Genomic DNA, 19,545 nt, shown 5'->3' with positions numbered 1-19,545 from the left:
ATGATCAAAACCCGCTTTGTTCCCGGCACGTTGCCAGCTAGGCGATCCTTGAAACCGTCTGATCCGCGGACGGTTCAATCATGGAATCATTCGGCGCCCGGCGTATTGATTTCCGACGTTTCGATGGCACCGTCCTCAACACCCCAATACTTGAGGATCTTCAGATACGTACCGTCGTCGATGAGCTTCTGCACGGCCTTCTGTACGGCCTCATCCATCTGGCTGTCGCCTTTTTTGATGACGATGCCTTCCGGAGCGACGCCTTCGACCTTGCCCAACGTTTCCAGCTGTCCATCGGTCTGCGCGATGGCATAGCCCGCAACCGGCGAATCGGCATAGAACACGTCAGCCTTGCCGGTGACAACGTTCGTGGTCACATCGGTCTGCAGCTTGCTGGAGATCACTTCAAGCTTATCCTTGCCGTCGGCCTCGCATTGCTTGGCCATCTTGTTCGCTTCAGTCTCCTGCATGGTGGCAGTCTGCACGGCCACCTTCTTGCCGCACAGATCGGACGTGTCGATCTTGTTCGGATTGCCCTTCTTCACGGCCCATGCCGATCCGGCATCGAAATGGCTTACGAAATCAACCGCTTCCAAACGTTCCTTGGTCACGGTGAACGACGAGATGCCGATATCGTACTTGGACCCAACCGATGGAATGATCGAATCGAAATTCGCGGTTTCCGGATCCGCTTCAAGGCCGAACACCTGCGCCAAAGCCTTGGCGATGTCGACATCGAAACCGACCGGGGTCTTGCCGTCCTCCGCGAGGAATTCGGCGGGAGCGTACGACGTGTCCATGCCGATGGTGAGCTTGCCGTCCTTCGTCACATAGTCGGGCAACAGTTTGGCGATGTCATCGTCTTTCTGCACCGACGAAACGTCATATCCCGTCAGCTCGCTCGATTTCGAACCGCTATCGGACGAAGCCGCATCGTCGCTTCCATCACTGGTGCCGCATGCCGCTCCAGCAAACAGCATCGCAACGCTCAGCGCACACGCGGCAGCCGCCTTCAGACTTTTCTTCGCTTCCATATCCTTTTCTCCTATGTCTCGCTCGGTCTATTCGACCGAATCTGAACCATACACTAGAGAGGGCAAGCTACAAAAAGATTACGACCACCGCTTTATATCAGTATGTGAAACCGGAAATTTTCCGGTTTCGACTTATCTCACTTGCTTGTTGGCATAGCGCATGGCACGCAACGCCTCGCGCTTGTCTTGTTCCTCGCGCAACGCCTGACGCTTGTCGAATTCCTTCTTGCCTCGGGCCAACGCGATTTCCGCCTTGACACGGCCATCCTTGAAATACAGGCTCAGCGGAATGATGGTGAAGCCCTTGGCTTGGCTTTGACGTGCCAGCTTGTCGATCTGCGCCGCATGAAGCAGTAGCTTACGCTTGCGCTTAGGGGCATGATTGTTCCACGTACCATTGAGATATTCAGGAATGTTGGCTCCCTCAAGCCACATTTCACCGCGACGGTCGATGGTGATGAACGATTCGGCCAGCGATGCGCGTCCCTCACGAAGCGACTTCACCTCAGTGCCGGTCAACACCAGACCGGCTTCATACTTGTCTTCGATGGCGTAATCATGGCGTGCCTTCTTGTTCTGCGCAATCGGCTTCACACCTTGTTCCTTGGCCATGTCGGACCTCCTTTCCGGTTCTTCGAAGAAGTGTTCTGCAACGCAACAATCGACAATATCACGGGAGCGCGCCGCCCAACGATTCAGGCGGCGCGCTCCCATGACACAACGCTCAAGGAAAACTCAAACACTCCTTGATGAATCAGTGCACATACCAGAACTGGGACGCGTTGTATAACGTGCGATACGACACGTTGTAGGGACCGCCGGACGCGTTCATCTCGGAAATGGTGATAGTGCTTCCGTTCACCGCTTCCACAACGGCCACATGACCGTAGAAACCATCTGCTCCAGCCTGCCCGGGAAGGAAAGAGAGAGCCGCGCCTACCTGCGGATTATGGTCCACTCGCAGACCATACGAGGAAGCGGTAAGATACCACTGACCACCGTTGCCCAAGTACGAGGGTGTTCCGATGCCCATCTGTCTACGACGTTCGTACGCCCACCACGTGCACTGACCGGCCACGTAGGCATTGCCGTAATCGCCGTTGGAGGTTCCCTGACCGGAATTGTTATTGGTGCTCGGCGCGGGAGCAGGCGTAGGAGTAGGGGCAGGAGTCGGAGCAGGAGTCGGAGCAGGAGTCACATTGTTGCCGCCACTATTGGTATTGTTGTTGCCTGGCTGGGTCTGCCCTTGATTGCCACCATTGTTTTGATTGGCTGCGGCGGCCTGCTCGGCTGCATACTGGCGATTGAAGGAATCGACCTGCGACTGCAACATAACCGTTTGCGCCGCTTGCTTGGCCACGCTGCCGTTCAGCTGCGACTGCTGACTTTCCAATTCGGCACGGCGGGTTTCACCTTCTGCACGCAACTGGTCAAGCGAGTCGCGCTGGGTCTGTGCGGAAGCGGCAGCCTGCTGTGCGGAAGCGGCTTTCGCGTCCGCCGTGGTTTTCAGATTGGCGATCTGCTTTTCGATGGCGGCAAGACGCTCACTGCGGTTCATCGACGTGTTCAACGTATTCGCCGCATCGCTGGCCGCATTGGCTTCGGTACGGCTCAACGCATCACGAGACTGCATGGAATTAATAAACTCCTGCGTACTCGTGGAACCTGTCACCACGCTCATCACAGTGGATGCATCGGAACCATGCAGGTCTTCACGAGCCATCTGTGCCACGGCCGCATGCGCGTCGTCGTAATCCTTGCCCGTCTGCTCAATCTGCTCTTCGAGGTTTTCCTTGTCTTTCTTCGCGGCCTCCAAACGGGAAGCGGCAGCCTCTGCCTCGCTTTGCGCCGAAGCGGCAGCGGCATTGGCCTCATCGACCTCAGCCTGGGCCGCCGGAATCTTCGTATTCGTCAATGCGTCCAGTTCGACGATCTTGTTTGCCAGATCGGACTTCACACCAGAAAGCTGCGAACGCAACTGCGCTTCACGCTGTGCGCTGTCGGATTTCCGATTCTGCGCGTTCACCAAATTGCTATACGTATTAGCATGCGCCTGCGGAACAGCAGGCGAGAACGGGGCGATCGCCATCGTGGCGCACATAGCTCCCGTTGCAAACACCGCAGCGGCCGGCTTAAGAGCTTTTTTGCTTATCATTCGGTCACTTGCCTCCCATCATTGTTCCACACCATAGCATCTCATGCTTAAAATCCGCGACGCGTAATGCCACTTGCCATGAAGTAATACTTATCAGGCCTTCAGATATCTATGCAGCGATACCGTGGATGCAATCACGGACAGCAATACCGCTCCAAGAACCAGAATCGGCGAAATCCAAAGCACTGTCATCTGATTCACATACGGAATCCATTTTACGGAAGTCGCAAGCCAATCAGTGACGAACACCTTCACCAATACCGAAAGCGTGGCGCAAGACAGCAGCGAACCCACCAACGACGCGATCGCACCTTCCAAAATGAACGGCAATCGAATCGTCCAGTTCGAAGCACCCACCAAACGCATGATTTCCGTTTCGGTTTTGCGAGACGCCGCAGACATGCGAATCGTGGTGCCGGTCAGCATAATGGCAACAACTACCATTACCGCGGCCAATGCGGCGGTCGCAATGGTAGCACGGTTCAGTACTGCGAAAACCGGCTCGAAAATCTGCCGTTGGTCACTGACGGTATCGACGCCTTCCTTGCCGGAAAGCACTTCGGAAACCACCTGGTATTTTTCAGGATTCTTGAGTTTGAGCCACAATGAATCCTGCATGTCATCGGCAGTAAGCGTACGCCCCTGATATTCGCCGTTCGGATATTGCTTAAGGAAGGTGTCGTTATAGAAATCTTCCTTGCTGACGAAGGTGATCTTCGCAACATCATCGGCAAGCTCGTTGCGGATGGTTTGCTGCAAGTCGTTGATCTGTGCCTGCGTCGCGGCGGTTCCCGCGGTGCAGTTCACAGATTGGCTGGTGCCGTCGGGGCACATCCACACCACCACTTCGACCTTGGAATACCAATCGCCTTTGGCTTTGGTGATCTGCGCCTGGGTAAGCACTGACGCTCCGATGAAAAGGAATGAGATGAAGGTAACGAGCATCACCGAAAGCAGCATAGGTACGTTGCGCTTGAGGCTGCTCCAGGTTTCGGAAAGAATGAAACGCAAACGCATCAGTCGTTCTCCTTGTTTTCGGACGTTTCATGCTGTTCGGCAGATTGTTCGACGGATTGTTCTGCGCAGTTCGCCGCGCCATCGTCGGTCGCCGCTGGAACGGCAGGAGGTGTCGGAGGCGCTGGCGGCGCGGGAGGCATCGGCGGTGCCGGAGGCGTAGGAACCGTTGACTCAGCCGGCTGTTCGTTTTCATCCGCGTTGCCTGATTCGACGCTTGTTTCAGACGAAACGATAGTGGCATCAGCATTGGATTCGATCTGGGAATGTGCAGACGAATCAGATTGTTCCTGTCCGGCAAGCTCCTCGAGCTTCAGACCCTTGCCCCAGGTTAACGTGGTTTCCACCGAGGCGAATGCCTCTCCGTAACGGCCGGTGCGACCGGAATGCACGGAATTGGCAAGTCGCGCAATGCCCGCATCTCCATTGCCATCGTGAACAGCCGCAGCCACGGCATCAACCGCATTCGCTGCGGTTTCGGCTCGCGTCGCACCTTCCACATCCACCGTCTCTTCGGGAGCATCGGACACGGCCAAACCGCTTGGCGCGCGATATTTCGCGTCGAGATCGCCACCATTCAGTGCCTGATGCGATTTGGATTCCACTTCGGCATCCGGGAAGTACAGTGCGGAATCGTAGGATCCCTGCTGCTCGTCACGCACGATTTTGCCGGTGTGCAGTTCGACTACACGCTTGCGCATGGAGTTGACGATTTCCTCATTATGCGTGGCCATGACAACGGTGGTGCCGGTGCGGTTGATGGCGTCCAACACTTCCATAATGCCCAACGATGTGGTCGGATCAAGGTTTCCGGTAGGCTCGTCGGCCAGCAGAATCTGCGGATGGTTCACATACGCTCGCGCGATGGCCACACGCTGCGCCTCACCGCCGGAAAGCTCATGCGGATAGCTGTCCTCCTTGCCGGTAAGCCCAACCGTCTGCAGCACTTTCGGCACCAACGATTTGATGGTGGAACGGCTTGTGCCGATCACTTCAAGCGCGAACGCCACATTCTCCCACACCGTTTTGTTGTTCAACAGCTTGTAATCCTGGAAGATGAAGCCGATGGAACGACGATAATGCGGCACCTGCCGTGCGGACAGGCGTCGCAAATCGTTGCCTGCGACTCGAATCTCGCCGTCCGTGGCCTCCTCTTCACGCAGCAACAGGCTCAGCAATGTGGTTTTGCCGGAACCTGATGCGCCCACGAGGAACACGAAATCCCCTCGATTGATGTCGAGATTGATGTCATCCAACGCAGGCCTGGTGCCTTTCGGATACACCTTGCTCACATGTTCAAGCGAAATCAGCGCCATCGTCGTACCCCTCCACTATGTGCTGTTCTGATTACGGGAATCGCGGCTTTTAGGCTTCCGCTTCTTCCTCCGCCTCACGACGCTGTTCATGACGCCAGCGAATACCAGCTTCGATGAACGCGTCGATATCACCGTCGAACACGGCTTGAGTCTGCGAGGTCTCATAGCCAGTGCGCAGATCCTTGACCATCTGATACGGATGCAGTACGTAGGAGCGCATCTGATCACCCCAGCTGGCCTTGATGTCGCCGGCGAGTTCCTTCTTTTTCTTGGCTTCCTCTTCGTGGCGCAGCACCAGCAGTCGGGACTGCAACACGGCCATGGCCGCGGCACGATTCTGAATCTGCGAGCGTTCATCCTGCATGGTCACCACGATGCCGGTCGGAATGTGGGTGATGCGCACCGCGGAATACGTGGTGTTCACACCCTGACCGCCAGGACCGGAAGAGCAGTAGGTATCAACACGAATTTCGGAATCTGGCACGTCGATATGATCGGTCGCTTCGACAAGCGGCACCACTTCCACAGCCGCGAAGCTGGTCTGACGGCGGCCCTGGTTGTCGAACGGGGAGATACGTACCAGACGGTGGGTGCCGCCTTCCACGCTCATGCGACCATATGCATAGGGGGCATCCACCTGGAAGGTGGCGGACTTGATGCCCGCCTCTTCCGCATAGGAGGTGTCCATGACTTTAGCTTTGTAGCCGTTGCGCTCCGCCCAACGCAGGTACATGCGCAACAGCATCTGCGCGAAGTCGGCCGCATCCACGCCGCCGGCACCGGAGCGAATGGTCACCACTGCGGAGCGTTCGTCGTATTCGCCGTCAAGCAGGGTCTGGATTTCCATGTCTGCCAGATCGTTCTGAATGCTTTCGACTTCGGACCGCGCTTCCGCCAACGTGTCGGCGTCGTCTTCTTCCTGCCCCAATTCCACGAGCGTTTCGACGTCGTCGATACGCTGGCTTGCGGAGGCGAGACGCTTCAACTGGGACTGTACCGCGGAAAGCTTGCTGGTCACTTTCTGCGCGTTTTCAGGGTCATCCCACAGTCCCGGTTCGGCCGCCTGCACTTCAAGATCCTTGGCCTGTGCGGTCAGTCGATCGACATCAAGCGCCTTGGAAATCGATTCGTATTTGGCGCGCGCTTCGCCGATTGCTTGGGAAAAATCAAATTCTGCCATCGTTTACACCATACATTTCTTTATGCGTTCTTTATATTCTGTCATGGAGCCTCATACGGCTTCCGCACAATCCTCAACTTTTCCACGTGCCCGCATGCTCGCTCCCATCCTGCCGAGCCGCGAACCAGTCTCGTTATGTATGGGGATGCAGACCCGGGGAGGATCATACCTGGCCAAGGGCGTCAAAGACCTGCGTAGATAGCAGGAATCACCAGACTCAGCAGCATCGCCGCGGCAATGACGATGCACACCGCTCGCACCAAAGTGCGGCGACGGCGCTCTCGCTGCTCGCGTTCGCTTCTGTAGTCACTCATGGGGCACCAGTATAGGCAACACCTTCTACTTATCGACTTCCGGCATTCTTGACGCAGTCTCGTATTTCATACGCGGAAATCATGCGCGAATCATTCGAGAACGTGAACAAATCATTTATGGTAGGGCTCTCCGGCATTGATTTTGTACGCACGATAGATCTGTTCCAACAAAATAACGCGCATTAACTGATGCGGGAACGTCATTTTGGAGAAGCTCAGCAAGTAGTCTGCCCGTTTCACAATCGTTGGATCGAGCCCGAGAGAACCGCCGATGATGAACTGGATATGGCTTGTGCCATGCAGCCCGAGACCGTCGATTTTTCGCGCAAGTTCCTCGCTGGTCAGCTGCTGGCCTTCGATGGCGAGCGCGATGACGAACGCATCGTCACGTATATGTTTGGCGATGCGTTCGCCTTCCTTGGCTTTGATTTGACGTTCAACTCCCTCACTGGCATGCTCAGGTGTTTTCTCGTCGGCCACTTCGACGATGTCAAGCTTGCAGTATCGGCTGAGTCGTTTCGAATATTCGGCGATGGCGTCGCGCAAATATTTTTCCTTGACTTTGCCGACGGTAATAAGGGAGATTTTCATGGCTTGTTTTTAGTTCTTGTGCAGTTTTTCGTTCAGTTCGATACCGGTCTTGCGATAGCGCGCTTCGATACGTCCGGACACCGAGTTGCGAATGAACAGAATGTTGTCTTTGCCGGAAAGGTCGGCACCCTTGACAGTTTCGAGCGGTTCTCCCGCTGCGACCTTGGCCTTATCGTAGATGGTCACCTTGGTGCCGGCGGTCACATACAGGCCGGCTTCAACCACGCAGTTGTCGCCGAGGGAGATGCCGATGCCCGCGTTCGCGCCGAGCAGCGAATGCTCGCCGATGGAGTTCTTGAGCTTGCCGCCGCCGGACAGGGTGCCCATGATGGATGCACCGCCGCCGATGTCGGAACCATTGCCGACCACAACACCTTGGGAGACTCGGCCTTCCACCATGGAAACGCCGAGCGTGCCGGCGTTGAAGTTCACGAAGCCGGCATGCATGACGGTGGTGCCTTCGGAAAGGTGGGCGCCCAAACGCACGCGGTCGGCGTCGCCGATTCGCACGCCGGTCGGCACCACATAGTCGACCATGCGCGGGAACTTGTCGATCGACAACACGTTCACGTCGACTTTCGGCAGGCCCGGAGCGCTCTGGTTGGCGGCGGCCATCACGTCGAGCTTGCGCAGCGCGAAATCCTCGACCGCGAAAGGACCATAGTTAGTCCACACCACATTGTTGAGGGCCGCGAAAATGCCGTCCAGGTTCAGTGTGTTCGGCTTGGCCAGACGCATGCTCAGCAAATGCAGACGCAGGTAAGCGTCGGCGGCATCTTCGATCGGCTCGTCAAGCTTCGACACGGTGAACACCGGAATGCGGCGTACGCCACGCACGTCCACTCCCTCATGGGCAAGGTTGCCGAAATTGTGGTTTGGGCGGGCCACTTCCTTCGGCGCCTCGCCAAGCTTCAATTCCGGATACCAAACATCCAGAGTATTGCCAGCCGCGTCCACGCTGGCCAGACCCCAACCCCACGCAGTGCGCTGATCGGTCATTCTTCGCTCCTTCACAATAGTGATTGCATTACTTGCACGGTTCCGTGCAACACTTTAGCCGCAGGGCTTGGCGAAAGACATCACGATTCCATGAAACAGCGAAAAAACAACTACCGACGGTCGATCGGAACGTAATCACGTTCGGTATAACCGGTGTACACCTGACGTGGACGACCGATCTTGGTGTTCGGATCGGCAAGCATCTCACGATATTGCGCAATCCAACCGGGAATGCGCCCCAACGCGAACAATGTGGTGAACATCGACGGATCAAAACCGATCGCGCGGTAGATCAATCCCGTGTAGAAGTCGACATTCGGATACAAGTGACGAGACACGAAATACTCGTCATTCAACGCGATCTTCTCCAATTCCGTGGCGACGTCGAACAATGCACGCTCATCGGCAGGCAGTTTCAACGTATCCGCGCGTTCCATGATCTTCTGCAGATACGTCTTGGCAATCGCCGCACGAGGATCATACGATTTGTACACGCGGTGGCCAAGTCCGGAAATGCGCTGACCACTGGCTTTGGCGTCTTCCACGAATTCCTTGACGGTTTTGCCCGAATCGCGAATGGCTTTGAGCTGGCGCAGCACCGCCTCATTCGCACCGCCGTGCAGCGGGCCCGAAAGCGCGTTGATGCCTGCTGCGACCGCGGAATACAGGTTGGCGTGGGCGGAACCGGCGACACGCACCACGGACGTGGAGCAGTTCTGCTCATGATCGGCATGGATGATCAGCAGTCGGCCGAGCGCGTGCACGTACAGCGGATCGGAGTCGAACGGCTCGTACGGCACCGCGAAGCACATGCGCAGAAAATCGTCCACGTAACCGCGCGAATAATCCGGGTACAGCATCGGCTCATCGCGGCGACGGCGGAAAATGTAGCTGACGATGGTTCGCGCCTTCGCCATGATAATGGTCGCGGCTTCGTCAAGCTGGTCGGAATCGCTGATATCCGTGGTATCCGGGTAGAAGGTGGCGAGCGCGTTGACCGCGGATGCCATCACGCTCATCGGATGCGCGGTACGCGGGAAGGAGCCCATGAAGGTGCGGAAATCCTCCCCCACCATCGTACGATGGTTGATATCGGAGATGAAACGGTCGTACTGCTCCTGATTCGGCAGTTCGCCGTGGCGCAACAGCCATGCGACCTCAAGGAAATCAGATTGCTCGCACAGTTGCTCGATCGGGTATCCGCGGTAGCGCAGAATCGAGTTCTTGCCGTCGATGTAGGTGATTTTCGATTCGCACTGCGCGGTCGTCAGAAATCCGGGGTCAAGCGTGACCCAGCCATCATTGCGCAGCGTGGATACCACGATGCCGTCCGCGCCTGCCGTGGCCTCGACCACCGGCAGGGTGAAGTCTTTGGATTCCACACTCAGATTGGCTGTGGCCATACTTGCACGCTCCTTAACCGTCCATAACCGTTCGGAAGTATCGAATACTATATGGCATGCGCGTTTCCAAGCATGGTTTCGTCTCAAAATCAATCGATTGACATTCGATTCTTCATTCCCGTATAACGAATATTCAGTTTTCCAGTACAAAATTGCGCATATAAAAAGCCGATGTCTAGAATTGCAAAAGAATTCCAGACATCGGCTTCGCCTGATGAATTTCGTTAGTTCACTACGAAATCACAACGTTTTCGCCAACCATTGATCACTTGTCGCGAACGGTGAGAATCACCGGGCCATTATCGGTGATGGCGATGGTGTGCTCGCTGTGCGCACCACGGGAACCGTCGGAGCTCTTCAGTGTCCAACCGTCCTTCGGATCCTGGTAGATCTCATCGGTGGTCTTGAGGAACCAAGGTTCGATGGCGATAACCAGGCCCGGACGCAGCTTGTAGCCGTGGTGGGCGCGACCGTCGTTCGGCACATGCGGATCGCCGTGCATGATACGGCCGACGCCGTGGCCGCCGAATTCAAGGTTGATCGGATAACCGTATTCGCGAGCCACATCGCCGATGGCCGCGGAAACATCACCCAAACGGTTGCCCGGCTGTGCAGCGGCGATACCGGCTTCCAAAGCCTCTTCGGTGCACTTGATCAGTCGCAAATCCTCAGGATCCTTATGTTCGCCGACCACAAAGCTGATGGCGGAATCGGCAACCCAACCGTCGACGTTGATCGCCAGATCGAGGCTGACCAGATCGCCGTCTTTCAGGTTGTAGTCGAACGGAACGCCATGCAGCACCGCATCGTTCACGGAAACGCAAATGTAGTGTGCGAACGGGCCGGTGCCAAAATCCGGAGCGTAGTCGACATAGCAGGATTCGGCTCCCTTGCGATCGACGATGCGCTTGTGCACGAATTCGTCGATTTCCAACAGATTGGTACCAACTTTGGTGAATTCCTTGAGATCACGCAGAATACCGCCGACGAAACGGCCGGCCGGCTTCATCTCTTCGATCTCTTTCGGTGTTTTCAGTTCAATCATGCTTATAACCCTACTTCGTACGCCCTACAGTGCATGCGTTTCTTGCGATCAGGCAATCGCGTCTTACATATGAAATTACATAATGACGATTATTCGTTTCGGATACACTGTTTTGTCACCAAAGATGGATAGTGTGAAGTCATGAGTACCACTTTGAATTCGGGCATCGATCCGGCATCGTTCTCCGCCGTGACCGGCCCTGCGCAAGATCTGTTCCGCTATGTCAATGGCCCGTGGATCGACATGTATCGCCTTCCTGACGACCGTTCTCGTTATGGTTCGTTCGACAAGCTCGCCGAAGACGCCGAAAACCAGATTCGTGAGATTCTTGAAGACGACGACTGCCCTGCCGAGAAGTCCCACGCCCTGTATGCAAGCTTCCTTGACGTTGATGCCATCAACGCTTCCGGGCTTGCCGCCATTGAACACCAGCTTGAGGCCATTGATGCCGCTGCCAGCAAAACCGAGCTCACTCGCGCTTTGGGCGCGATGAATCCAGCTGGCGGCCCTGACTTGATTGGCATTGCCGTATATGGCGATCCCGGTGCTCCCGAAACCAACATCATCCATGTCGAGCAGGCCGGTTTGGGACTGCCCGATGAGGCGTATTACCGTGAAGACCATTATGCGCCGATTCGCGAAGCGTACGTCGATATGGTGGCCAAGCAGCTTAAGAACGCGAAGCTTTCCGCCGATAGCGAGCAGGCCGAAGCCAACGCCAAACGTTTCCTCGATGTTGAGACGCGTATCGCCGCGAACCATTGGGACAATGTAGCCACCCGTGATTCGGTGAAGACCTATAATCCCACTGATTATGCGGAATTGAGCGGCATGCTTGCCGATTATGATCTCGACACATGGATCGAATCCTGGCAGTCCGCATATGATCAGACTTCCGCAGCACAGGTGCAACCGCTTGATTTCCGCGGTATTTTCAACCGTGTGGTAGTGCATGAGCCGAGCTTTCTCACCGGTCTTAACGCGTTCTGGAAGACCTCGGATCTTGATGATCTCAAGCTGTGGGCTCGCGTGCATGTGATCATCGGATCCACATTGGAACTGCCGCACGAATTCGATGAGACGAATTTCGAGTTCTATGGCAAGACGTTGTCTGGCCAGAAGCAGCAGCGTGTGCGCTGGAAGCGCGGCGTTTCGCTGGTCAACGGCATTTGCGGCGAGGATGTGGGCCGCGAATATGTGAAGAGGCACTTCCCCGAGTCGTCGAAGCAGCGCATGGAACAGCTGGTCGGCAACCTGATCGACGCCTACCGCATGTCCATCTCCAGTTCTGCCTGGCTTGGCGAGGAAACCAAGCAGAAGGCGTTGGAGAAGCTTTCCAAGTTCGTACCGAAGATCGGTTACACGAACCATTGGCGTGACTATTCCGCGCTTGACGTGCGTGAGGATGCCGGTTTCGCCGAGAACATGCGTGCCGCCAACCTGTATGAGACCGGCTACCAGTTGTCCAAGGTCGGCAAGAGCGTCGACAAGGACGAATGGCTGATGAACCCGCAGACGGTGAACGCCTACTATGAGCCAACCATGAACGTGATCGTATTCCCAGCCGCCATTCTGCAACCGCCGTTCTTCGATCCGAATGCCGAAGACGCCGCGAATTACGGTGGTATCGGCGCGGTGATTGGTCATGAGATCGGCCACGGTTTCGACGATCAGGGTGCCCAGTATGATGGCGACGGCAAGCTCAACGATTGGTGGACCGAAGAAGACAAAGCCAATTTCGAACGGCTCACGCAGAAGCTCATCGACCAGTACAACGCATTCGTACCGACCCAGCTCTCTGAAAAGTACACCGACGATCCCGCCCAAGCTCCGCATGTGAACGGCGCGCTAACCATCGGCGAGAACATCGGCGACTTAAGTGGTGTGAACATCGCGCTCAAGGCGTACGCGTTCGCTCTTGACGAGGCAGCCGGCCGTGAGAAGAACGGATCCATGGACGCAGTTGAGGCTTCGCTGGCTGAAGCGCCGCAAATCGACGGTTTCACCGGATTGCAGCGTTTCTTCCTCAGCTATGCATCCATCTGGCGTACCAAGAATCGTGACGAGCTGGCGGAGCAGTATCTGCAGATCGACCCGCATTCCCCCGCTGAATGCCGCACGAACGGCATCGCACGCAACGTTGACCTGTTCTACAAGGCATTCGATGTGAAACCTGAGGATGGTATGTGGCTTGAGCCCGATCAGCGCGTGCGCATCTGGTAACGAACCGCATCATCAGTAGGCAATCGTCGCCCATCGTGCAAAGCATCGGCGCCTCCTAATATATGTCGCCGCTGAATTCTTCGGGATTTCCCGAGAATTCAGCGGCTTCGTCATCTTCGGGAACCACTATCTCAACCGGAGCCACACTGTCGTGTCTTGCGAACGGGTCGACTTCCACTTGAGGTTCCGTGCTCTTCGTTTCCGGTTGGCTTTGGTCGTTTGGCTTGATGAACTTGCGCAACGTAGTGACGCCACGGTTGAGGTCATGCCCTGCGGCGCTGGCTTCCAGCACAATACGCGACTGTGGCTTACCATTCATATCGGTCCATGTTTCCGTGGCAAGCGAACCTACTACAATAACCGGTTCGCCTTTCTTCAACGATTGGCAGATGTTTTCGGATAGATTCCGGTACGCTTTCACCGTGATCCACGTGGTAGGAAGATCTTCCCATTGCTGTGTGCGATTGTCGAAATACCGTCTGGTGCTCGCCATTCTGAACGAGCTGGCATGGGGCATGCCATCCTTGTTGAATTGCGTGGGATTGGCACCCACATATCCGGTGATAGTGATGAGAGCTTGCTGTTGTGCCATGATCGGCCCTTTCTGTCGCTTTGGTGATAAAGGGGCCGCGGAAAGCACCGATGAAGGTGCGAGAGTAACATGCAGTCGGAGAAATGGGTTGTGAGAGAGGGGTTCTGCACGCCTTTCCGCTTCCTTGCGTTTCCGCGGTAGAACCCACTATCCTCGATTCGACCATACTGGCACAAGCGCAACCGACAAATGTGGATAGAGGACGCCATTTCGGGCGAGTCGTGGATAGTCGGTGGATAAATCTCACTTATCCACAGCAATGCACTGTCGATATATGCATGGTTTTTTAGTTTGTTTGCCCCATAAATGTTTTCCGCAAAATCATGCTTCCTTCCATCTGTTTTCTAGATAAAAAACGGAAGACTATGGAATTTCCATAATCTTCCGTCTATATGATGAAATAATCAGAAAAATACGATTATTACTTCAGCAGTGCGGCAACACGATCGGCGATCATCTGGGCGGCGTCGGCAACAGGCACGGCTTCGGCGTTCTCGCCATTGCGGTCACGCACTTCAATGGTGCCATTGTTGACAGTGTCGCGGCCTGCGACGACGATCAGCGGCACACCGATAAGCTCGGCATCCTTGAACTTGACGCCCGGGGAAACCTTCTTGCGGTCATCGAAGATTACTTCGATGCCCTTGGCTTCCAGCTCGGCGATCAGTTGCTCGGCGGCTTCGAATGCGGCCGCATCCTTGCCGGTGGCCACCACATGCACCTGGGCGGGAGCGATGATGGCCGGCCACGCCAAGCCCTTCTCGTCATGGTGGGTTTCAGCGATGCAAGCCATCACACGAGATACGCCAATGCCGTAGGAGCCCATCCACACCGGCACGGTCTTGCCGTTCTGGTCGAGCACCTTCAGACCGAGCGCGTTGGAATACTTCAGGCCAAGCTGGAACACCTGACCGATTTCCACACCGCGTTCGAAGCTCAGCGGTCCGGAACCGTCCGGGCTCATGTCGCCATGGCGAACCTGCACGGCCTCCACTACGCCGTCGGCCTCAAAGTCGCGGCCGTACACGAGATCGTAGTAGTCGACGCCGGCTTCATCGGCACCGGTGAACCATGCGGAACCGCGGGCGATATGCGCGTCGATGAGGTAACGCAACGCTTCGCCGGTTTCATTGGCGTTTTCAGCCTTTTCACCGCCGCGAGCCTGCGGGCCAAACGCCATCGGGCCGATATAGCCCTTGACGAGTTCCGGATGCTTCTTCAGATCCTCGTCGGTGGCCTCTTCGATTTCAGCCGGAGTGAACTGCGCTTCAAGACGCTTCATGTCAACGGTACGATCGCCAGGCACGCCGACAACCACCAGTTCTCGCCACGGCTCATCATGATCGTCATCCTGCGGATGCATCACGGCGATCACCACGTTCTTCAGAATGTCGGAAGCCTCCCACGCGCGGCCATCGGAACGCGGATGGTTGGCATTGGCGAATTCAACCATCTGATCGATGGTTTCAGCATTCGGCGTCGGACGCTTTTCAGCGGCTGGAGTGTTGCTGAAGTCAATGGCTTCCGGTTCCGGAGTGGTCAGCGCCTCAACATTCCAAGCCTTACCGCTCGGCGACTGCGCGAAGGTGTCTTCACCGATTTCCATCGGGGCAAGGAACTCTTCGGATTCGAAGCCGCCCATCGGGCCGGCCATGGCGTGCACCGGCACATACTTCAAATCGAGACGGTTGAAAATACGCTCGTAGGCACCACGCTCGTCCATATACGCCTTGACAAGGCCTTCCTTGTCGAGCGTGAAGGAATAGGCGTCCTTCATGATGAATTCACGGCCACGGATCAGGCCTGCACGCGGGCGGAATTCGTCACGATACTTGGTCTGAATCTGGTAGAGGGTAACCGGCAGATCCTTGTAGGAGGAGTACAGGTCCTTGACCAACAGGGTGAACATTTCCTCATGGGTCGGCGCCAGCAGGTAGTCGGCCTCATGGCGATCCTTCAAACGGAAGATGTTGTCGCCATACTCTTCCCAACGATGGGTGGCCTCATACGGTTCACGCGGCAGCAGACCGGAGAAGTGGACTTCCTGGGCGTCGATCGAAGCCATTTCCTCACGGATGATGTTTTCGATCTTGTTCAGAACATTCAGGCCCAGCGGCAGCCAGGTCCAAATACCCGGAGCGGCCTTGCGCAGGTAGCAGGCGCGCTGCAGAAGCTTATCCGATACGACATCGGCATCGGCGGGATCCTCACGCAGAGTGCGCAGGAACATGGTGGACATACGAAGTGCTTTAGTCATACGCTCAAAACTACTCAGGCAAGGGGACGTAAGCCCAATCTGACCACCCGTTCACCGGTGCATGGCAACGCACGGACGGAGTACAACAGTCATATCCGTCGAATCCTAAAAAACGTCGTAAATGTCAGACAAGGCAATCGCCGTACTAGAACAGCGCATCCTGCGCGAACTCGTCATCGTCTGAGGCTGCAGTCATCTGCCGGAACGCGGCGATGCCATCATGAGCCAACATATCGGATGCCTGCGCCGAGGCGAGACGCAACTCACCATCCAATCGCACCGCATCGGGCGAAACCAAAAACATGCGTTCGTTCACACCGTTCAGATACAGGCCTTGCAGACCTTCCACACGAGACAGCGCCACATACCCCATGCCGGGCGCGAAGGTGCGCCGCAAATCCATCACCGCACGGTCGAGCGTCATACCTTGCGATTTGTGGATGGTGATCGCCCACGCACAGCGCAACGGCACCTGGTTGACGCTGGCGAGCACTGTGTCGCCGTCCATCATTTCCCAGCAATTCGGCTTCATGGTAACGACATTGCCGTTTTCAAATTCAACGATCGGCCATCCGCCCTTGTTTTCGGCGGCAAATCCGCGCACGGTGCCCAATGATCCGTTCACGAATTGGTGGTCGGTGTCGTTGCGTACGGCCATCACCGCAGCTCCGGTTTTGAGCTGCAAACGTTCGGGGGCAAGCATGTTTTTCTTCAAACGTTCCACCAGATTGACCGGCCCTGCGGCTTCGGCGAAATATTCGTGCGGTTCCTCACTGATTTCGAACAGGCGCATGTCGTTGAGCGTGTCCGCCTGCTTGTTGACGGGAAACAGATTGACGGCCTGCTGACCAGGTTCGGGAATTGCGCCCAGCCTGGTGAGGAGTACATTGCGGTCATCGTCGTTCACGCAACCGTTGCGAATATCGGTCAACACGGTGAGCAGACTGCCGTCATCCTGACGATGCTGTTCGGTCAGGTAACAGATCGCAGGATTCAATTCCCGCCATACCAATGATTCGGTAACGAAACCATCTGGATTAAGTCCCGCTTTCGCATATCGTTCGCGGGAAGCCACGAATTCCGGGCTTGGTGTGACCAGATCGTGGTTGCGTCCACCCATGCTCACCGGCGGAAGCTGGAAGAAATCGCCGGACAGCACCACTTGAAGCCCGCCGAACGGGCGCTGGTCACGGCGAATGATGCGGCACACCTGATCGACCATGTCGAACAGCCACGCATGCAGCATGGAAACCTCGTCGATGATGAGAATGTCAGCGCCTTGCAGCTTACGTTTGCGTCGGGTACGTATGGTTTTGATCAGATTGTCGGTGAGCGCGTTGGCAAGTCCGACACCGCTCCATGAATGAATGGTCTGCCCGTTGATGTGCGTGGCCGCAATACCGGTGGACGCCGTCACCGACACCGCCGCACCTTCGGCACGGGCCTGACGTACGAACTCGTTAAGCACGTAAGTCTTGCCGGCGCCCGGCGCGCCTGTCAGAAAGACGCTCGTACCACTTTGCAGAATCGCCAATGCCTCAGCCTGCCGCATGCTGCACCGCCTTTCCTGTTCGTTCGACCATCAATTTCGAAAAACGGCTTCCTTACGCAATCAGCTTGTCGACAACCTGAAGCACCCCGTGGTCGGCATTGGATGGAGCCACAAAATGCGCGGCTTGTTTCAACGCGGGGTGCGCGTTGCCCATAGCGAACGACCACTGCCCCGCCGAAAGCATCTGCAAATCATTAAGATAATCGCCAAATACCGCCGTTTGGGCCGCAGTGACGCCAAGCACGCGCTGCAACGCTTCGACGCCCTGCTTCTTATTGGTTGTAGCATTCATGATGTCAACCCACAGTTTGCCGGAAACCACCACCTGATAATCGTTTTTCAGTGGCGTCAACTTTTCCGCGGCCATCGCTTCGGCATCGTCGAAATCGAGAATCGCCAGTTTGAGCATGGTGTCGCTTTCGCCGTTTGATGCGATCACATCTTCAAGCACGCTATGCAGATCGTCCACAATCTCCAGTGCCGCATAATATTTGCCGACTTCGTCAAGGAACGGCTTGTCCGTACGCTGCACGTATGCCGTGCGCAAGCCACAAAGCACCAATCCCATATCGTATTCGCCAGCCGCGGCAGAAGCGTTCACCGTGTCGATGGTCCAGCGGGTCACATCGGTATCGACGCCGTGCACTTCGGCAATATTACCGTCAATGGCCACGACATTGCCGTTTTCCGCGATATACGAAAGTTCGCCGCCGTCAAGCACCTGCGCCGCCTTATCGGCGAACATGGCACGCAAGGTAGCGTACTGGCGTCCGGACGCCGGCACGAATTCAACGCCTCGTGAGCGCAACCGCGCAAGCATCGGCCAGAAACCTTGCGGAATCTCGCTATGCTCATCAAGCAGGGTGCCGTCCATATCGGCAACCACCAAGCGAATGTCTTGCGGGACTTCGATGCTGGTCCAATCGGCTGCGCTCACTGGAGTCCTTTCCATGTTTTCGTTGGAATATCAGATTTTCTAACGATTATGCGATATGCAGAATCAGTTGTTGTTCAAAATGCTGGTTGCCACGATCTGACCGGCGATCGCTTTGGCTTCGGCTGCGTCAGGACCGGGCGCCGCTGCCATGAACGCCTTACGGTAGTAACGCAGTTCATCCAGGGATTCGATGATGTCGGCGAGCGCGCGATGTCCGCCGTTCTTCGGCGGACGGTTGTTGTATACGGCCGGATACCAGCGACGGGCAAGCTCTTTGAGCGTGCTCACGTCGATTACGCGGTAGTGCAGGTGTTCCATGAGATTCGGCATGTAACGGTCGAGGAATTTTTTGTCTGATCCGATGGAGTTGCCTGCGAGCAGCGGCTTGACGCCGTCCGGGGTGAAGCGGGACACGTATTCGGTGACTTTCCGTTCGGCCTCTTCGACGCTCAGGCCGTTCTCCCATTCGTTGATGAGTCCGGAACGGGTGTGCATGGCGCGCACGAAATCGTTCATATTAGCCACGGCCGCATCGGAAGGCTTGATCACGAAATCGATGCCTTCGTCGAGCACGTTGAGGTCGAAGTCCGTCGGCACCACGGAAACCTCGCACAGTTCGTCGTGGAAGATGTCAAGACCAGTCATCTCGCAGTCGATCCAGATCAGGCGTGAATCCTTCGCCGTGTATGTTTCACCGTCATGTGCGTCAACCATCTTGCCTCGTTTCCTTTGCGTGTGCGCGTGCCGCTTGGCACGCTTCAGCTGAACATTCGAAGATACCGCGAGGTAGGGAGATTGGAAAACCACGCACTGGGAAGTCATGCTTGTTTTTCGCGATTTGCTTCGTATATCAATGCCGCTACTTGGCGATAGGGCGACGTTCGGTTATAAATATTCACGTTGCGGATATGAATAAAGCCTCTTACTTTCGGT

17 protein-coding genes are annotated in these 19,545 nt (G+C 56.1%); 1 reads left to right on the top strand and 16 read right to left on the bottom strand.

Annotation, left to right across the window (positions count from 1 at the left end):
* Positions 1–86 precede the first annotated feature (86 nt).
* The 11 genes from BBKW_RS02525 to map all read right to left on the bottom strand — a co-directional run bounded on the left by BBKW_RS02525 (position 87) and on the right by map (position 11,051).
* The gene (locus BBKW_RS02525) at positions 87–1,034 is read right to left on the bottom strand and encodes an ABC transporter substrate-binding protein (protein WP_033500938.1); all 948 of its coding nucleotides are present in this window, start codon (positions 1,032–1,034) and stop codon (positions 87–89) included.
* Positions 1,035–1,166: 132 nt separating this feature from the next.
* Positions 1,167–1,646, bottom strand: coding sequence for an SsrA-binding protein SmpB (gene smpB / locus BBKW_RS02520; protein WP_004219704.1), 480 nt, complete (start codon positions 1,644–1,646; stop codon positions 1,167–1,169).
* A 142-nt stretch (positions 1,647–1,788) separates the two neighbouring features.
* Positions 1,789–3,189: a CHAP domain-containing protein gene (locus BBKW_RS02515; RefSeq protein WP_033500937.1), complete on the bottom strand. Its 1,401-nt coding sequence runs from the start codon at positions 3,187–3,189 to the stop codon at positions 1,789–1,791.
* Positions 3,190–3,282: 93 nt separating this feature from the next.
* Entirely contained in the window at positions 3,283–4,206 is a 924-nt protein-coding gene (gene ftsX, locus BBKW_RS02510) for a permease-like cell division protein FtsX (protein WP_033500936.1), read from the bottom strand.
* The gene (gene ftsE / locus BBKW_RS02505) at positions 4,206–5,519 is read right to left on the bottom strand and encodes a cell division ATP-binding protein FtsE (protein WP_033500935.1); all 1,314 of its coding nucleotides are present in this window, start codon (positions 5,517–5,519) and stop codon (positions 4,206–4,208) included. Before ftsE ends, ftsX begins: the two co-directional genes overlap by 1 nt.
* A gap of 49 nt (positions 5,520–5,568) precedes the next feature.
* On the bottom strand, positions 5,569–6,699 hold the full coding sequence (prfB, locus tag BBKW_RS02500; protein WP_033500934.1) for a peptide chain release factor 2: 1,131 nt from the start codon (positions 6,697–6,699) through the stop codon (positions 5,569–5,571).
* Between the two features lie 182 nt (positions 6,700–6,881).
* Positions 6,882–7,013 (bottom strand): hypothetical protein, encoded by a 132-nt coding sequence (locus tag BBKW_RS11105; protein ID WP_003835721.1) that lies wholly within the window; start codon positions 7,011–7,013, stop codon positions 6,882–6,884.
* A 111-nt stretch (positions 7,014–7,124) separates the two neighbouring features.
* Positions 7,125–7,604 (bottom strand): 23S rRNA (pseudouridine(1915)-N(3))-methyltransferase RlmH, encoded by a 480-nt coding sequence (gene rlmH / locus BBKW_RS02495; protein WP_033500933.1) that lies wholly within the window; start codon positions 7,602–7,604, stop codon positions 7,125–7,127.
* Between the two features lie 9 nt (positions 7,605–7,613).
* The gene (gene dapD / locus BBKW_RS02490; protein ID WP_033500932.1) at positions 7,614–8,603 is read right to left on the bottom strand and encodes a 2,3,4,5-tetrahydropyridine-2,6-dicarboxylate N-succinyltransferase; all 990 of its coding nucleotides are present in this window, start codon (positions 8,601–8,603) and stop codon (positions 7,614–7,616) included.
* Between the two features lie 110 nt (positions 8,604–8,713).
* Positions 8,714–10,006: a citrate synthase gene (locus tag BBKW_RS02485; RefSeq protein WP_033500931.1), complete on the bottom strand. Its 1,293-nt coding sequence runs from the start codon at positions 10,004–10,006 to the stop codon at positions 8,714–8,716.
* 265 nt (positions 10,007–10,271) lie between these two features.
* Complete coding sequence (gene map / locus BBKW_RS02480) at positions 10,272–11,051, bottom strand: type I methionyl aminopeptidase (RefSeq protein WP_033500930.1); 780 nt, start codon at positions 11,049–11,051, stop codon at positions 10,272–10,274.
* Between the two features lie 141 nt (positions 11,052–11,192).
* On the opposite strand from map, the gene BBKW_RS02475 reads away from it, so the two are divergent.
* A complete protein-coding gene (locus BBKW_RS02475; RefSeq protein WP_033500929.1) occupies positions 11,193–13,274 on the top strand; it encodes a M13 family metallopeptidase in 2,082 nt (693 codons plus the stop codon).
* A gap of 55 nt (positions 13,275–13,329) precedes the next feature.
* Here BBKW_RS02475 and BBKW_RS02470 read toward each other — a convergent pair whose 3' ends face one another.
* The 5 genes from BBKW_RS02470 to orn all read right to left on the bottom strand — a co-directional run bounded on the left by BBKW_RS02470 (position 13,330) and on the right by orn (position 19,326).
* The gene (locus tag BBKW_RS02470) at positions 13,330–13,866 is read right to left on the bottom strand and encodes a single-stranded DNA-binding protein (protein ID WP_033500928.1); all 537 of its coding nucleotides are present in this window, start codon (positions 13,864–13,866) and stop codon (positions 13,330–13,332) included.
* A gap of 421 nt (positions 13,867–14,287) precedes the next feature.
* Positions 14,288–16,123 carry a proline--tRNA ligase gene (locus BBKW_RS02465; RefSeq protein WP_033500927.1) on the bottom strand — a complete coding sequence of 612 codons (1,836 nt, stop codon included), beginning with the start codon at positions 16,121–16,123 and terminating at the stop codon, positions 14,288–14,290.
* 145 nt (positions 16,124–16,268) lie between these two features.
* Positions 16,269–17,675 carry a PIF1 family DEAD/DEAH box helicase gene (locus BBKW_RS02460; RefSeq protein WP_033500926.1) on the bottom strand — a complete coding sequence of 469 codons (1,407 nt, stop codon included), beginning with the start codon at positions 17,673–17,675 and terminating at the stop codon, positions 16,269–16,271.
* 52 nt (positions 17,676–17,727) lie between these two features.
* The gene (locus BBKW_RS02455) at positions 17,728–18,612 is read right to left on the bottom strand and encodes a Cof-type HAD-IIB family hydrolase (protein WP_033500925.1); all 885 of its coding nucleotides are present in this window, start codon (positions 18,610–18,612) and stop codon (positions 17,728–17,730) included.
* 63 nt (positions 18,613–18,675) lie between these two features.
* Positions 18,676–19,326, bottom strand: coding sequence for an oligoribonuclease (gene orn, locus BBKW_RS02450; protein WP_033500924.1), 651 nt, complete (start codon positions 19,324–19,326; stop codon positions 18,676–18,678).
* Positions 19,327–19,545: the final 219 nt, after the last annotated feature.

Source organism: Bifidobacterium catenulatum subsp. kashiwanohense JCM 15439 = DSM 21854 (assembly GCF_001042615.1).
GTDB lineage: Bacteria > Actinomycetota > Actinomycetes > Actinomycetales > Bifidobacteriaceae > Bifidobacterium > Bifidobacterium catenulatum.
The sequence above is the reverse complement of the archived record's forward strand: the minus strand, read 5'-3'. Positions and strand labels throughout refer to the sequence as shown.

Bases quoted from the DNA above. Each gene is read 5' to 3' on its own strand.
- BBKW_RS02525 (WP_033500938.1), bottom strand. From the start codon at position 1,034: ATGGAAGCGAAGAAAAGTCTGAAGGCGGCTGCCGCGTGTGCGCTGAGC.
- smpB (WP_004219704.1), bottom strand. From the start codon at position 1,646: ATGGCCAAGGAACAAGGTGTGAAGCCGATTGCGCAGAACAAGAAGGCA.
- BBKW_RS02515 (WP_033500937.1), bottom strand. From the start codon at position 3,189: ATGATAAGCAAAAAAGCTCTTAAGCCGGCCGCTGCGGTGTTTGCAACG.
- ftsX (WP_033500936.1), bottom strand. From the start codon at position 4,206: ATGCGTTTGCGTTTCATTCTTTCCGAAACCTGGAGCAGCCTCAAGCGC.
- ftsE (WP_033500935.1), bottom strand. From the start codon at position 5,519: ATGGCGCTGATTTCGCTTGAACATGTGAGCAAGGTGTATCCGAAAGGC.
- prfB (WP_033500934.1), bottom strand. From the start codon at position 6,699: ATGGCAGAATTTGATTTTTCCCAAGCAATCGGCGAAGCGCGCGCCAAA.
- BBKW_RS11105 (WP_003835721.1), bottom strand. From the start codon at position 7,013: ATGAGTGACTACAGAAGCGAACGCGAGCAGCGAGAGCGCCGTCGCCGC.
- rlmH (WP_033500933.1), bottom strand. From the start codon at position 7,604: ATGAAAATCTCCCTTATTACCGTCGGCAAAGTCAAGGAAAAATATTTG.
- dapD (WP_033500932.1), bottom strand. From the start codon at position 8,603: ATGACCGATCAGCGCACTGCGTGGGGTTGGGGTCTGGCCAGCGTGGAC.
- BBKW_RS02485 (WP_033500931.1), bottom strand. From the start codon at position 10,006: ATGGCCACAGCCAATCTGAGTGTGGAATCCAAAGACTTCACCCTGCCG.
- map (WP_033500930.1), bottom strand. From the start codon at position 11,051: ATGATTGAACTGAAAACACCGAAAGAGATCGAAGAGATGAAGCCGGCC.
- BBKW_RS02475 (WP_033500929.1), top strand. From the start codon at position 11,193: ATGAGTACCACTTTGAATTCGGGCATCGATCCGGCATCGTTCTCCGCC.
- BBKW_RS02470 (WP_033500928.1), bottom strand. From the start codon at position 13,866: ATGGCACAACAGCAAGCTCTCATCACTATCACCGGATATGTGGGTGCC.
- BBKW_RS02465 (WP_033500927.1), bottom strand. From the start codon at position 16,123: ATGACTAAAGCACTTCGTATGTCCACCATGTTCCTGCGCACTCTGCGT.
- BBKW_RS02460 (WP_033500926.1), bottom strand. From the start codon at position 17,675: ATGCGGCAGGCTGAGGCATTGGCGATTCTGCAAAGTGGTACGAGCGTC.
- orn (WP_033500924.1), bottom strand. From the start codon at position 19,326: ATGGTTGACGCACATGACGGTGAAACATACACGGCGAAGGATTCACGC.